Origin of the sequence: Pseudonocardia sp. MH-G8 (assembly GCF_002262885.1) — a bacterium.
In the GTDB taxonomy this organism is placed as follows: Bacteria; Actinomycetota; Actinomycetes; order Mycobacteriales; family Pseudonocardiaceae; genus Pseudonocardia.
The window spans coordinates 1-14,007 of sequence record NZ_NKYF01000057.1 but is presented as its reverse complement, the minus strand read 5'-3'; the positions used below and the strand labels follow the sequence as shown (position 1 = coordinate 14,007).

The window sequence follows — 14,007 nt, the reverse complement described above, 5'->3', positions numbered from 1 at the left end:
CGGTGCGTGAGGCCGGTGCGGTGGTGGCGGTGGCCGGTGGAGCCATCTACAACGCTTCTGACCCGGGCGCCGCTGCGGCCGAGCTCAAGAAGCGCGCCACCCGCTGAGATGGCGGCCGGCGTGGAAGACGAGCGATCCCAGCGGGTGACGGCCGCACCTGACACCTACGGCGCCTTCATGCTGCAGGCCGCCACCGTGGTCCGGTTGCGCTACGTGGACTGCGGCCATGACGGGCTGTCCCCGGCCCAGGCGACCGAACTGGCGGACGTCTTCGAGAGACTCGCCAACGGGGACCCGGCCCTCGACCAGATCGACCCGAACGAGGCGATCGCGCTGGCGCATCGCCTGCTCGACAACGACCATCCCGAGCATTCGAGGCTGTGGCCCCGGACCCCGTGAGTGCCTGCAGGTCCACCGGAGAGGGACCTCCAGGCCCGGGCCGACCGGGGTCGTCCTGAACCGCCACCGGGTGGGCGCGCTCATCGCCGCCCACCCGGTTCGGCGTTGTGCGTCGGCGGAGGAGTGTGCATCAGCGATCGCGGACCGGGCTGTGCTGGGAACGAACAGCGACTCAGCGCCGACGAACGGCGCCCGTGGTCGTACGGAAGGGAACGTGAGGCCCGACACCGCCGCCTGATTCGGGAGCCGGCCCGGAGATGGCCCGGGGCACGCCGTTCGTGCTCGCGTGACGTGCGTTCGTCTTCGGAGGCTTGACCCCCCAACTCGCGGTCCGCAACCTCGGTGGGGACCCGAGTCGCTGGTCAGAGCGAAAGGTGAAGACAATGGTGCTTCCGTCCAAGATGCCTCAGCTCGCCGACCTCGATTTGCTGCTGTCGGTCGAGAGCTGCGGCAGCGTGGGAAAGGCGGCTCAGGCGCACAGCCTTTCTCAGCCCGCTGCCAGTATCCGGATCAGCGCGATGGAACGTCGGCTCGGTCTTCGACTGCTGGATCGCTCTCCCGCCGGGTCGAAGCTCACCGCGGACGGCGAGATGCTGGCGAGGTACGCCCGCAATGTGATGCAGGCGGCGCAGGAGCTGCTGGAGTTCGGCTGCCGGGCCCGGCCCTCGGAGGCGAAGAGGCTTCGGATCGCGGGCAGCCCGGCGGTCTCCGAGCATCTGATCCCCGAGTGGCTGAACCGTTCCGGGTTCGCGTTCGGTGAAGCGCGGGTCGAGGTGCAGACCGGCAGCGTCGACGCGCTGTGCCGGCTGATCGCGGCGAACCATGTCGATCTCGCTTTCATCGACGGCTGGTGTCAGGCGGGCGGCCACGGGCGGCAGCATCGCGACGACCTGGTGACCCGGAAGATCTGTGAGGACGAGCTGGCGGTCGTGGTCGGCTCGAGGCATCCGTGGGCAGCGCGAAGCGCACCCGTGACGCTCCCGGAGCTGGCGGCCGCGCCGCTGGTCCTGCGCGAGCGCGGCTCCGGGCTCCGGGAGTTCACCGACGAGCTGCTGGGGGCCGCGGACGCCTCCCCGAGCTACGTCGAGCTCCCGTCCAACGCCGCGATGAAGCAGGCGGTGGCGACCAGCCGCCGGGTGACGGTGCTGAACGTCTCCACCGTGCGGGCCGAGCTGGCAGAAGGGCGTCTGCACCGGGTGGCCGTTGACCAGGAGATGCCCACCAAGCCCATTTTCGCGGCGTGGAGCGGGCGCCGGGCTCTTCCGGAGTACGCGCAGGAACTCCTCGAGATCGCCGCCTCGAAGGGCTCGCCGGTGTCCCCCATCAGGGCGGCTCAGAAGTCGAGAGAGGCCGGCTCGCGGACCCGGACGCGGCCGCGGAAGACCTTGGCGATCGACGTCCACGAAGCGATCGCCTAATCGCTGAACCCGTTGTGAAAACAGGAGGATCAACGAAGTGTCAGCCCTGAACAAGATCGCAAAGACCATGGTCTCCGACCGGCGCGGCATTCTCGCCGCTGATGAAAGCATCGCGACGATGTCGGCCAGGCTGGAGAAGGTCGGCGTCGAGCCGACCGCCGAGAACCGCCGGGTGTATCGGGAGTTGATCGTCACCACTCCGCAGCTCGCCGAGTCGATCAGCGGCATCATCCTCGCGGACGAGACGTTGCACCAGCGCCTGTCGAACGGCCGCACGTTCCCGGAGTACCTGGAGGAGATCGGGATCCTCGCCGGGATCAAGGTCGACACCGGGGCGAAGCCGCTGGCGGGAGCACCGGACGAGAAGATCACCGAGGGTCTCGACGGGCTGCGGGAACGGGTCACGGAATATGCGCGGCTCGGCGCGACCTTCGCGAAGTGGCGCGCAGTGATCACGATCGGTGACGACATGCCGTCGGACCGCGCGGTGCACGCGAACCTGCACGCACTGGCCCGCTACGCCGGCCTGTGCCAGGAGGGCGGCATCGTGCCCATCGTGGAGCCCGAGGTGCTGATGGACGGCGCTCACTCGCTGGCGCGCTGCCGGCAGGTGACGACCGCCGTGCTGGAGGCGCTGTTCCAGGAGCTCGACCTGATGCAGGTGCAGCTCGACGGGATCGTCCTCAAGCCGAACATGGTGGTTGCCGGGACCGACAGCGGGGAGCGGCCCACAGTGGCGGAGGTGGCCCAGGCCACGGTGGAGACGCTGCGCGCGACCGTTCCTCCGTCGGTGCCGGGAATCGCCTTCCTCTCCGGTGGGCAGCACCCGGAGGTGGCGACGCAGCACCTCGGGGCGATGCAGGGTCTCGACCCGCTGCCCTGGGAGCTCACGTACTCGTTCGGCCGGGCCATGGTCGGGCCGGCACTGGAGGCCTGGCGGGGTGACGAGAACAACTGGGCCGCCGGCCAGAAGGCCCTTTCCGAGCGCGCCGTCGCGAACGCCGCCGCACGCTGAGTGCCCGAGCTGTGCCGGTGATGAGCACCGGGGAGCGGTTCGCCACGAACGTCTCCCGGGGACCTGATCAGGCTCTCGCGCTGGAACTCGTGCGGGTGACCGAAGCCGCCGCGATCGCGGCAGGCCGGTGGGTCGGCCGCGGTGAGCGGGGCAGCGGCGAGGCCGCCGCCACCGTCGCGATGTACGAACACCTCATGTCTGCGCCCCTGCGCGGCGTCGTGGTGATCGGTAGGGGTGGGCGGAGCGACTCGCCCGTCCTGTGCGCGGGCGACGCCGTCGGGTTCGGCGACGGGCCGGTGTGCGACGTCGCCGTCAGCGTGGGCGACGGCGCCCTGTCAGCGGACGAGGACGTGCCGAGCTCGGTTGCCGCGATCGCGGTGGCCGAGCACGGTGCGCTGTTCGCACCGCCGTCGTCGCAGGTGGTGGAGAGGTTGGCCATCGGCTCCGAGTACGCCGATGCCGTCGACATCACCCGACCGGTCGCGGAGAACCTCCGCGCTGTCGCCGCGGCCAAGGGTGTGCGGGTGTCGGAGCTGGTGGTCGCGGTGACCGACGGGTTGCGGGACCGGGAGCTCGCGGACGAGATCTGCGGCGCCGGTGCCCGGCTCCAGGTGCTGGCGGGCGGCGACGTCATGGGAGCGGTCGCCGCGGCCCATCCGGAGAGCGCGGTCGACGTGGCGTGGGGAACCGCGGGAGCGGCCGAGGCGGTCGTCGCGGCGGCCGCCCTGTCCTGCATGGGTGGGTCGCTGCAGGTCCGACTGCGTTGCGACGGCTCCGACGAGGTACTGCGCACCCGCGACCTGGTACGGGACGGGCGCGTTCTGTTCATCGCCACCGGCGTGACCACCGGCGAGCTGCTGCGCGGTGTCCGGTACCCCACGGGGCGCACCACCACGGAGTCCATGGTGCTGTGCTCGGCACCGGACACGGCGTGGACGATCGGATCCGAGCAGCGTCAGCGGTGATCATTTGCGGCCGGCCACCGGGTCGGTGGGCCGGTGGTCACCTCGAGCCATCCCGTTCTCCCGGCAGCGCGGGCGGTTCGCCGGTGCGCTCGTACTCCACCAGCAGGTCGATCCGGCGCTGGTGGCGGCCGCCCTCGAACTCCGTGGTGAGGAAGGCGTCCACGATGCGCTCGGCCTCCTCGACCGGGTGCATCCGGGCGCCGATCGCGGCCAGCAACGCGTTGTTGTGGCGGCGGGCCAGCCGGGCGGTCTCGACGTTCCACGTCAGTGCGGCGCGGGCGCCGGGCACCTTGTTCGCGGCGATCTGTTCACCGTTCCCGGAACCTCCGATGACGAGACCGAGGCTGCCGTCGTCGTCGACGACGAGCCGCGCCGTTTCGACGCAGAACGGTGGGTAGTCGTCGTCCGCGTCGTAGGCATGGGGGCCGACATCGGTCACGTCGTGGCCGCGTTCGGCGAGCCGTTCGACGAAATGGTTCTTGAGTTCGAGTCCTGCGTGGTCGGAGCCGAGATAGATTCGCACATCAGCAGTCTATGCGCGGGTTTTGGTCGGTGCACATTGCTAGTCATTATGGCCATGACAGGTCTCCTCATGGGTCGTTGTGCCGGTGCCGGGGGTGGGACCGAGCCCGCTCCGCTCGTGGGCTCAGGAGCGCCGTTCGGCACCGCTCGCAGGCCGCTGGTTCGCGGTCTGTTGCGACGGCCCGTGACGTCGATTACACTTCTGCATGGCCGCGGAATATCGAGAAATAGTCTTCGAGTGTGCGCGGATCATGACTGCGAGGAGGCAGAAATGAACTGGGAAACTCCGGAGTAGACGCCGGCTCTCAGGCCGCGATGGTGGTCATGCCCGTTGCCGGCCGTGCACCGACAACGGGCGGCCGACGGGGGGAGGACAACGATGCCCCAGCATCCCGACACGCACGTCTACCGCACTTACGACAAGGTCCTTGACGGCACCCGGAGCGAGGCAGCGAGCGGTGGCAACCGCGGCTGGTGGCCGGACCTCGTCGACCTGGGACGACTCCGCAGCCGCCGGCCCGCGGATGCGGGCTACGCCGATCGATTCAGGTCGGTGGATCTCGACGAGCTGGCCCGCGACGTCGACGAGGTGCTGACGACCCCGCAGGACTGGTGGCCCGCTGATTTCGGACACTACGGACCGCTCGTACTGCGCATGGCGTGGCACGCCGCAGGCACCTACCGCGTCAGTGACGGGCGAGGCGGGGCGAGTGCCGGGATGCTGCGCTTCGCCCCGGTGAACAGCTGGCCGGACAACCGCAACCTGGACAAGCCGCGCCGGTTGTTGTGGCCGGTGAAGCAGAAGTACGGGAGCCGGATCTCCTGGACGGACCTGATGGTCTTCGCAGGCAACCGGGCACTGGAATCGATGGGTTTCACGACCTTCGGGTTCGGCGGCGGTCGAGCCGAGGTGTGGGAGTCCGACGACACGTACTGGGGACCGGAACGCGAGTGGATGGCCGAGGAGCGCTACCACGGCCTGCGCGAGCTCGACGAGCCACTGGCGGCCACGGCGATGGGACTGGTCTACGTCGATCCGCAGGGCCCTGCCTCCAACCCCGACCCGGTGCTCGCAGGCCGCGACATCCGCCAGACGTTCGCCCGGATGGGGCTGAACGACGAGGAGACGGTGGCGCTCATCGCGGGCGGGCACACCTTCGGCAAGTCACACGGCCCGGTGGATCCGAACACGACCACCTGCCCCGAGCCGGCGGCCGCGCCGCTGCAGGCGCAGGGCCTGGGCTGGCTCGGCGGGCACTGCAGCGGCATGGGGGCGGACACGGTCACCAGCGGCCTGGAAGGCATGTGGACGCGCACGCCGGTCGAGTGGGACCACACGTTCTTCGAGACGCTCCTCGGGTACAAGTGGGACGTCGAGCTCAGCCCGGCGGGTCTGTGGCAATGGATTCCCGCCGACGGCGGGGGTGAGGGCACCGTCCCGGACCCCTACGACCCGGCCACGTCGCACCATCCGGTCATGCTCACCACGGACCTCGCGCTTGCGGAGGACCGGACCTTCAAGACGATCTCACAGCGCTTCATGGAGCATCCGGAGCAGTTCGAGGACGCGTTCGCGCGGGCCTGGTTCAAGCTGACGCACCTCGACATGGGCCCGATCCAGCGGTATCTGGGGGCACTCGTGCCTGCCGAGCGGCTGATCTGGCAGGACCCGGTGCCGGAGGTGGACCACGACCTGGTGGACGCCGGCGACATCGCCGCCCTGAAGGCCGAGATCCTCGGTTCCGGCCTGACGGTGGCGCAGCTCGTGGCCACGGCGTGGGCGTCGGCATCGACGTACCGCGACAGCGACAAGCGCGGAGGGGCGAACGGGGCACGGATCCGGCTCGAGCCGCAGCGCGGCTGGGAGGTCAACGAGCCCGACCAGCTGGATGTCGTCCTGCCCGCACTGGAGGCGGTCCAGGAGCGGTTCAACTCCTCCCGGACGGGGGGCAAGCGGATCTCGATGGCCGACCTGATCGTCCTCGGAGGGTGTGCCGCGGTGGAGCACGCCGCGGCGGCCGGTGGCCACGAGGTCGAGGTGCCGTTCCGTGCGGGGCGCACCGACGCGACCCAGGAGTGGACCGACGTCGAGTGGTTCGGCGCGCTGCGCCCCAGGGCGGACGGCTTCCGGAACTACCTGGGAGGCGGCGGTCGGGTGTCGTCGGAGCACCTGCTGGTGGACCGGGCGAGCCTGCTGACCCTGAGCGCGCCCGAGATGACGGTGCTGGTCGGCGGGTTGCGGGTGCTCGGAGCGACCCACAGGGGTTCCCCGGAGGGGGTGCTGACCTCGGCGCCGGGGGTGCTGACGAACGACTTCTTCGTCAACCTGCTGGACATGGGGACGCAGTGGGCGCCGAGGGAGCACGGCGACACCCCGGAGCCGATCTACGAGGGTCGCGCCGCGGACACCGGCGAGGTGAGGTGGACCGCGAGCCGTGTCGACCTCGTCTTCGGCTCGAGCGCGGAGCTGCGGGCGCTCTCGGAGGTCTACGCGTGCGCCGACGGCGGCGAGAGGTTCGTTCAGGACTTCGTCGCGGCATGGGTGAAGGTCATGGAGCTCGACCGGTTCGACCTGACGTGACCCCCGGGCATTGATTGTGCGAGCGATTCCCGGACGGCAGGTACGAACGGTAGCTCCCACCGGGCGAGCGGCAGATGCGGACCGGTTAGCGGTGAGAGATGTCGGAATGGCTTGATCAGGGGGTAGAGTACGTACTCGGTACAGGGTTCAGCGGCGAAGTGAACATCGGCTCAACCGCGTGTGACCAGCGTGCCGCACCAGGGTCGGCCGTGGCGAAAAGATTTCGCGGACAGGCGATTCTGCGGAATCGGCCGACGCGCTCATTTCTCAATGACGAGGAGGTGAAGTCCGATGACGTCCACCCAGGAACGAGAAGATCTCCTGGCCGAACTCGGCGGACAGAACAAAGCAACGATCGGTGCCGTGCTCGGGACGGGCTCGATCGCCAAGGCGACCGAGCGTGCCGACGGGACGATGGAAGCGACCATCCGGATCCCGGAGGACGCCATGGCGTGGGAACCAGGGGTTCTGATCATGCCGCACGGCGGCGTCCTCGAGCTGACGATCATCAACGACGACAAGAACACCCATGCTTGTCTGCTGCCCAGCAACGGTGACAAGCAGTTCATCGGCCTGCTGAACCACTCCAAGGGCTACGCGACGCTCGAGCTGGACGGTCCCGGCTGCTACTGGTACGGCTCGCCCGCCGGCAACGACGAGGGCCGGGGTCTGACCGCCGCCATCGTCGTGAGCGGCGAGGTGCCGCCGGAGGCCAAGCTCGACCGACCCGCCCAGCCGCGACCGTAGAAGGGCAGCAACGACCATGACGATCGAGTACGTTGACGCCGGCAAGGCGATCAACCAGAGCCAGCTGTCCAACCTGCCGCACAGCGCGCCGGACGTGACGCGCGGCGTCGACTACGACCGCATCCTCGCGGCGCGCAGTGAGTCGCACAACTGGATCACGTATTACGGCGACTACGACGGCAAGCGGCACAGCCTGCTGAACGAGATCAACGCCGAGAACGTCGCGAACCTGAAGGTGGCCTGGATCTTCCAGGCCAGCGCGACCGGGATGATCGCCTCCACCTCGACCTACGCGTTCGAGGCCAGCCCGCTGGTCGTCGACGGCATCATGTTCGTCACCGGCTGGGACGGCTGGCTCTGGGCGCTGGACGGGAAGACCGGCGCGCAGCTGTGGCGCTACAAGCACGCGGTGCCGATCGACGTGACGCTGTGCTGCGCCAACGTGAACCGCGGCTGTGCCGTGGCCAACGGCAAGGTCTACATGGTGACCCAGAACGCCCAGCTGGTCGCGCTCGACGCCACCAACGGTCAGAAGGTCTGGCAGAAGACCATCGGCGACGTGCGGGCGGGCGAGAGCGCATCCATCGCTCCACTGGTCGTCAAGGACTTCCTCATCACCGGCTCCGCGGGTGGTGAGTACGGCGTGCGCGGCCACATCGACGCCTGGGACCTGGAGACCGGCGAGCAGCGCTGGCGCACCTACACCGTGCCGAAGCCGGGTGAGCCCGGATCGGAGACCTGGCCCGACGACGGCGAGGCCTGGCAGCGCGGCGGTGCGAACCACTGGGTCACCGGCACCTACGACCCGGAGCTGAACCTCTACTACGCGGGCACCGGGAACCCGGCTCCCGACTTCGACGGCGAGGTCCGCGAGGGGGACAACCTCTACACCGACAGCGTGGTCGCCCTGGACGTGGACACGGGCGAGATCAAGTGGCACTACCAGTTCACCCCGCACGACCTGTGGGACTACGACTCCACGATGGAGATGACCCTGTTCGAGCGGGACGGCAAGAAGCTGCTCGCTCACTTCGACAAGAACGGGTACATGTTCGTTCTCGACCGCACCAACGGCGAGCTGCAGCACGTCACGCCGTTCGTCGACCGGATCGACTGGGGTGTCATCACCCGCGACGGCAAGGTGACCCCGCGCAAGTACCCGGACAAGGAGGGCGAGCCCTGCCACTTCTTCCCCGGACCCGCCGGCGCGAAGGAATGGACCCACGCGTCGTACAACCCGGACCACGACCTGTTCTACGTGCCGGTGGCCGATGTGGGTGCCACCGCCACCCGGCGGCGTCGCGAGTTCAAGGAGGGCATGCCCTACTGGGGTGCCGCCGTCGAGGTCGACATCGACAACATGGCCGGGTCGGTCAGCGCGTTCGACTCCCACGGTGAGGAGAAGTGGCGGTATCGGATGAACAACATGCCGATGGCCGCCTCGACGCTGAGCACCGCGGGCAACGTGGTGTTCGCCGGCACCCCGGAGGGCGAGTTCCTTGCGCTCCACGCCGAGACGGGTGAGAAGCTCTGGAGCTTCCAGTGCGGCAGCGGTCACCACAGCAGCCCGAGCACCTTCATGATCGACGGCAAGCAGCACATCGCCGTACCGGTCGGCTGGGGTGGCTGGCTGGAGGGCATCGTGCCCGGCATGTCCGGTCAGGGCCACGGTGCCGCTCTGATCGTCTTCTCCCTGTGAGACTGTGACAGGGATCTGACGTCTGCCGACCGATGGTCGGGCCGTTCCGGCGAACGGCCCGACCATCGGTTTTCGGCGTGTCAGCCCTCGGCGACGGAAACGAACGAACGAACGGTGATGTGATGACCCAGTCCTCGACGCCTCGGGAGCAGGAGCGTCTGCCGTGCATGTACTGCGGCGAGCGCTACGGGCCGGACGAGCTCGCGCACCACACCGAGCCGGTGCACTGCGGGCGGTGCATCACCTGCGTCGACAAGCCCGAATGCTTCAGCTGTCGCCTCATGTACTGCGTCTGCGACGTGCACAGGTACCGAGGCTGAGAGGTCAGATCTCCAGCGCCCGGCGCACCGTCTGGGTGTTCCGCCGGGAAACCGGCACCATCGTCTGGTCCCGGTCGTCCATGACCAGGACCAACTCGCCCTTGTCCCGGCGATCGACCTCCCGGACACGGCTGAGGTTCACGACGTACTGGCGGTGCACCCGCAGGAAGCCGGAGTCACCCAGCTCAGCGTCGAGCCGGTCGAGGCCGGGGGAGGCGGACCGCAGCATCCCCTCGTCGGTGCACAGCCACACGTCGTTGCCCTCCGACTGCGCGAAGCAGACTTCGGGGAGGCGGAGCAGGACCAGGCGACTCCCGCGGAGCGCGACCATTCGACGCGGCTGTGGGCGAGTCGGTAGGTCTTCTCCTCGGGCGTGAAGTGGGTCGCCGTCCGACACCCCGAACGACACGATGTTGCCGACCAGGTGCCCGGCGAGGAACACCGGCCGGAAGCTGATCGACGTCGGTTCGTTGGCCAGCCGGGTGCGGATCTGCGTCGAGCCGGCCCAGTCGGGATTGCGCGCCGCCTGCTCGGCGGCGTACTTGGCGGCCTTGATGAACTCGGGCAGCTCTGCTTTCCACCGCACCGCGGCGTCGGGCGCCGGGGTGGAGCCGGGGACGCCGAGGAGTACGCCTGCGGTGTCGTCGGCCAGCACGACCCGGCCTGCGGGATCCACGGCCGCGAGCGGCGCGGTCGAGCCCGACCTGGTGTGGTTGAAGGCGGCGATCAGCTCGGTGCCGTCGTCCTTGGCGCGCTGGCGCAGGATGCGCTGGGTCGTCGTAGCGGCATTGCTGAGCCAGGCGTTCGTGGTCCCGGGGAGCTCGCCGCGCCAGCAGGAGATGTTGAGCACCGCGACCGGTTTCCTGGTCACCACGTCCCGGATCGCCACAGCGGCGCAGGTCCAGTCGTGGAAGGCCTGGCACCAGTGCTCGGCGCCGCGGATCAGCACGGGGGTGTAGGACATCAGCGCGGTACCCATGCCGTTCGTGCCGGCGGCGCCTTCGGCCCAGCAGAACCACTGCGCCAGGTTGGCTTCGGCGGCGACGGCGCGCGTGCCCTCGTCGCCCCACTGGGCCAGGACCCGGCCGGTGGCGTCGGCGATGGTCACGATGCCACCGACGGTGCCGACCTCGTGCGCCATCGCGGCGGCGCGGAACCCGAGCTCGGCGATCACGACGTCGTGCTCCAACGCGTGGTCGACCTCGGCGACCGCCGCCGGGGCCTTGGCGAGGCGGGGGTCGACCCCGTACTGGTCCCGACACCGGTGCCAGGAGATCGCGATCTCGGGTCGTACGCCGCTGAGGTCGTCCTCGCCCCCCGCGAACCGCTCCCACGCGCGGTGCATCGTCGTGTCGCCCCGGCCGGGAGACCTCGTGTCGAGCCCACGTACGGGTGCCATGGGGAGATCCGCCTTTCGGTCTGTCGGGCCGGGGGCACGGTGATGTGGCCTTGCTCTCACGCTAAGCGTCGCCTCGAATCGAGGGCAAGAAGCGTGAGCCACCGGTTGACGAACGGTGGTGGATCGGTCATCAGCGGCGGTCGTGGGGCCATCCGCGGTAGACACTGCACCGGGACGCGCGGCCACGTACAATCAATGCACGACTGGATCATCACGGCTTTCCGGCCCACCTCTCCGATCGGACAGTTCTGCGGAGATGTGGCCGACGTGCGGTGAAGCAGCTGTTAGCATCGAAATTTTGCGCAATTCAGTACGTGCTCGGTGATCTCCGGATCCCCGGTGCGACTGGTGACGAGGAGGTCGCTATGACCGGGAGAGTGCCGCCGCTGGTGATCGCACCGAGCAGGCCGAGCGGACGTGACCGCGCGCTCGACGGATCTCTGGTGGCGACCTCGTCGGCCAAGGAAGTCGCTCGCGCGTGGGAGGACTTCGCCGCGGGCGAGGACATCGAGACGGGCGTGCGGCCCGAGATCCTGGCCTCCTGGTACCGGTGCCGGGATCGGTACGAGGTCGACCGCACGCTCGACGTCGCCCCGCGGGTCCCGGGCGAGGAGGCCCAGCAGGTCGGCAATGGCGTGATCTTCACCACGCTCGGTGGGGTGGGTGCGCTGGCGGGCAAGGAGGTCGAACGCGACGGCGCCGTCGTCACCGTCACGGACGGGGAAGGGCGGGTCCTCGGTGCCTGGGGTGACCCCTCTGCGAAACGGCGCGCCGAGCTGCACAATCTCGCGCCCTGGTCGTCGTGGTCGGAGGAGTGCACCGGCACGAACGGGATGGGCACCGCACTCGAGGTGTCCGGCCCGGTGACGGTGACCGGGCCGGAGCACTGGTGCCAGGCGTTCCACCAGTGGGCGTGCGCGGGGATCGCGATCCGTGACGTGGTGACCGGCGCGCCGGCGGCGTCGATCAACATCTCGCGGTGGAACGGCTCGCTGCCCAAGCTCGTGCCGCCGTGGCTCACGAAGGCGGTCTCGTGCGTGGAGCAGGAGCTCTACCGACGCGCCATCTACGAGGCCGACAAGGTGATCGCCGAGTTCACCAGGAGATCCTCGCAGGCCCGCGGTGCGTTCATGGCGATGGACCGCGGCGGGAACGTGATCGCCGCGAACGACGCGGCGGTCGCGATGCTCGGGCTGGCCGGCGAGACCCCGATCGTCGCGGGGGCGTCCGAACCGGCGGAGCGCTGGATCCCGGACATCCCCGGGCTGCCGGACGTGGTGCGGTGGGCCAAGGGCCGGGCGCAGGGACTCGCGGAGTGGAGCGGCTACGCGCGGCTGCAGGTGTCTCTCGGCGAAGGGGACGTGTCATTGACGATGCGGTCCGTCGTCGACGTGAACCACGTGGTGGGCATGCTGTGCGAGTTCGGGGTGCAGGATGGCGAGTCCTACGAGCGGGGCGACGACCAGGCGACGGGTCCGCTGCCCCGCTGCGTCATCGGGATGCGCAACGACCGGCTGGTCCTGCTGGCGCCGTCGGAGATCCGCTACGCCGAGGCCGACCGGAACATCGTCTGGCTGGTCACGGAGCGCGGCCGCATCCAAGCCGCGACCCGCGGCCTGGACAACGTCGAGCGGGCGCTGGCGCCCTACGGGATCCGCCGGGTGCACCGGGGGTACCTGGTCAACCTGCGCCGGGTGGCCGAGATCGAGCGGGGCCTCAAGGGGGAGCTCGGCCTGGTCATGGACACCCGGGAGCACGAGATGGTGCCTGTCTCCCGACGCCACGCCCCGGAACTGCGGCGCTTGCTCGGTATCTGATCAGGTCGACCGCTCGTAGAGCGCCTCCACCTGGCTGCGCAGCCCTTCCACCGCCCGCGCCGGATCCGTGGCCGCGTAGACGGCCGAGCCGGCGACGAAGCAGTCGACGCCGGCTTCGGCGGCCTGTTCGATCGTGTCGGCGTTGATGCCGCCGTCGATCTCCACCACCAGGTTCAGGTGGCCGGTGTCGACCAGCGTCCGCGCGCTGCGCACCTTGTCGAGGACGTCGGCGATGAACGTCTGGCCGCCGAATCCGGGCTCCACGGACATCACGAGCAGGGTGTCGTAGTGCGTGAGCACGTCGACGTAGGGCTCCAGCGGCGTGCCCGGCTTGATCGCCAGCCCCGCCTTCGCGCCCGCGGCCCGCAGGTTCTTCGCGAGCATGACCGGGTCCTCGGCGGCCTCGACGTGCACCGTGACGTTGTAGGAACCCGCTTCCGCGTAGCCGATCGCCCAGCGATCCGGATTCTCGATCATGAGGTGGCAGTCCAGCGGTAGGTCCGTGGTGGCCAGCAGCGACTGCACGACCGGCAGGCCCAGGGTCAGGTTCGGCACGAAGTGCGCGTCCATGACGTCCACGTGCAGCCAGTCGGCGCCGTGGCCGGGCTCGCCGCGCACCGCGGCCACTTCGTCAGCGAGCCGGGCGAAGTTCGCGGAAAGGATGGACGGCGCGATCAAGGGCTGCTTCGACACGGCTTCGAGGCTAAGCCGGTGGCTCGGCGCCAGGGCTATTCGGTGTGCGGATGGGGGATTGGGCTTTCGCATGTGCTGGAGTGTTGCCGGGATTCGTGGGGTCGGGTGATGGTTGTCGGGACTTCGCTGAACTCTGGCCCTGAGGAGAATTGTCGTGCAGTTGCAGGTGGCGTTGGATGTGTTGGATCTTCCGTCGGCGTTGAGCCTGGCGGATCAGGTGGCCGAGCATGTGGACATCCTGGAGTTGGGGACGCCGTTGGTGAAGTCGGCGGGTATCGCGGCGGTGTCTGCGGTGAAGGCGGCGCATCCGGACAAGTTGGTGTTCGCGGATCTGAAGACTGCGGATGCTGGTGAGTTGGAGGCGGGGATGGCGTTCGAGGCGGGTGCGGATCTGGTGACGGTGATGGGTGCCGTGGACGACGACACGGTGCG

General features: G+C 69.3%; 12 protein-coding genes. 9 read left to right on the top strand and 3 right to left on the bottom strand.

Annotated elements, in window-relative coordinates; translation table 11 throughout:
- The first annotated feature begins 144 nt into the window (after nt 1–144).
- The 4 genes from CFP66_RS46690 (at nt 145) to CFP66_RS46675 (ending at nt 3,797) form a co-directional block, all read left to right on the top strand.
- Nucleotides 145–399 (top strand): hypothetical protein, encoded by a 255-nt coding sequence (locus tag CFP66_RS46690; RefSeq protein ID WP_233160317.1) that lies wholly within the window; start codon nt 145–147, stop codon nt 397–399.
- A 383-nt stretch (nt 400–782) separates the two neighbouring features.
- On the top strand, nt 783–1,817 hold the full coding sequence (locus CFP66_RS46685) for a LysR family transcriptional regulator (RefSeq protein WP_094932029.1): 1,035 nt from the start codon (nt 783–785) through the stop codon (nt 1,815–1,817).
- Nucleotides 1,818–1,854: 37 nt separating this feature from the next.
- Nucleotides 1,855–2,832 carry a class I fructose-bisphosphate aldolase gene (locus CFP66_RS46680; protein WP_094932028.1) on the top strand — a complete coding sequence of 326 codons (978 nt, stop codon included), beginning with the start codon at nt 1,855–1,857 and terminating at the stop codon, nt 2,830–2,832.
- Nucleotides 2,833–2,852: 20 nt separating this feature from the next.
- Nucleotides 2,853–3,797 carry a fructose-bisphosphatase class II gene (locus CFP66_RS46675; protein ID WP_094932032.1) on the top strand — a complete coding sequence of 315 codons (945 nt, stop codon included), beginning with the start codon at nt 2,853–2,855 and terminating at the stop codon, nt 3,795–3,797.
- 37 nt (nt 3,798–3,834) lie between these two features.
- Here the strand turns inward: CFP66_RS46675 and CFP66_RS46670 are convergent, their stop codons facing one another.
- Nucleotides 3,835–4,320, bottom strand: coding sequence for a ribose-5-phosphate isomerase (locus CFP66_RS46670; RefSeq protein ID WP_094932027.1), 486 nt, complete (start codon nt 4,318–4,320; stop codon nt 3,835–3,837).
- Between the two features lie 378 nt (nt 4,321–4,698).
- Here CFP66_RS46670 and katG point away from each other — a divergent pair, with 378 nt between their 5' ends.
- The 3 genes from katG to CFP66_RS46655 all read left to right on the top strand — a co-directional run bounded on the left by katG (nt 4,699) and on the right by CFP66_RS46655 (nt 9,346).
- Nucleotides 4,699–6,900 carry a catalase/peroxidase HPI gene (katG, locus tag CFP66_RS46665; protein ID WP_094932026.1) on the top strand — a complete coding sequence of 734 codons (2,202 nt, stop codon included), beginning with the start codon at nt 4,699–4,701 and terminating at the stop codon, nt 6,898–6,900.
- Nucleotides 6,901–7,191: 291 nt separating this feature from the next.
- Nucleotides 7,192–7,647, top strand: coding sequence for an MSMEG_3727 family PQQ-associated protein (locus tag CFP66_RS46660; RefSeq protein WP_094932025.1), 456 nt, complete (start codon nt 7,192–7,194; stop codon nt 7,645–7,647).
- Nucleotides 7,648–7,663: 16 nt separating this feature from the next.
- Nucleotides 7,664–9,346: a PQQ-dependent dehydrogenase, methanol/ethanol family gene (locus tag CFP66_RS46655; RefSeq protein ID WP_094932024.1), complete on the top strand. Its 1,683-nt coding sequence runs from the start codon at nt 7,664–7,666 to the stop codon at nt 9,344–9,346.
- A 324-nt stretch (nt 9,347–9,670) separates the two neighbouring features.
- Here the strand turns inward: CFP66_RS46655 and CFP66_RS46645 are convergent, their stop codons facing one another.
- On the bottom strand, nt 9,671–11,065 hold the full coding sequence (locus tag CFP66_RS46645; protein ID WP_094932023.1) for a DNA-binding protein: 1,395 nt from the start codon (nt 11,063–11,065) through the stop codon (nt 9,671–9,673).
- A 365-nt stretch (nt 11,066–11,430) separates the two neighbouring features.
- Between CFP66_RS46645 and CFP66_RS46640 the strand changes: the two genes are divergently transcribed.
- Nucleotides 11,431–12,882, top strand: coding sequence for a DNA-binding protein (locus tag CFP66_RS46640; protein ID WP_094932022.1), 1,452 nt, complete (start codon nt 11,431–11,433; stop codon nt 12,880–12,882).
- Here CFP66_RS46640 and rpe read toward each other — a convergent pair whose 3' ends face one another.
- On the bottom strand, nt 12,883–13,575 hold the full coding sequence (gene rpe, locus CFP66_RS46635; RefSeq protein ID WP_094932021.1) for a ribulose-phosphate 3-epimerase: 693 nt from the start codon (nt 13,573–13,575) through the stop codon (nt 12,883–12,885). It lies immediately after the preceding gene.
- 154 nt (nt 13,576–13,729) lie between these two features.
- Here rpe and CFP66_RS46630 point away from each other — a divergent pair.
- The coding region (locus CFP66_RS46630; protein ID WP_198962116.1) for an orotidine 5'-phosphate decarboxylase / HUMPS family protein at nt 13,730–14,007 on the top strand (278 nt) is incomplete at its 3' end.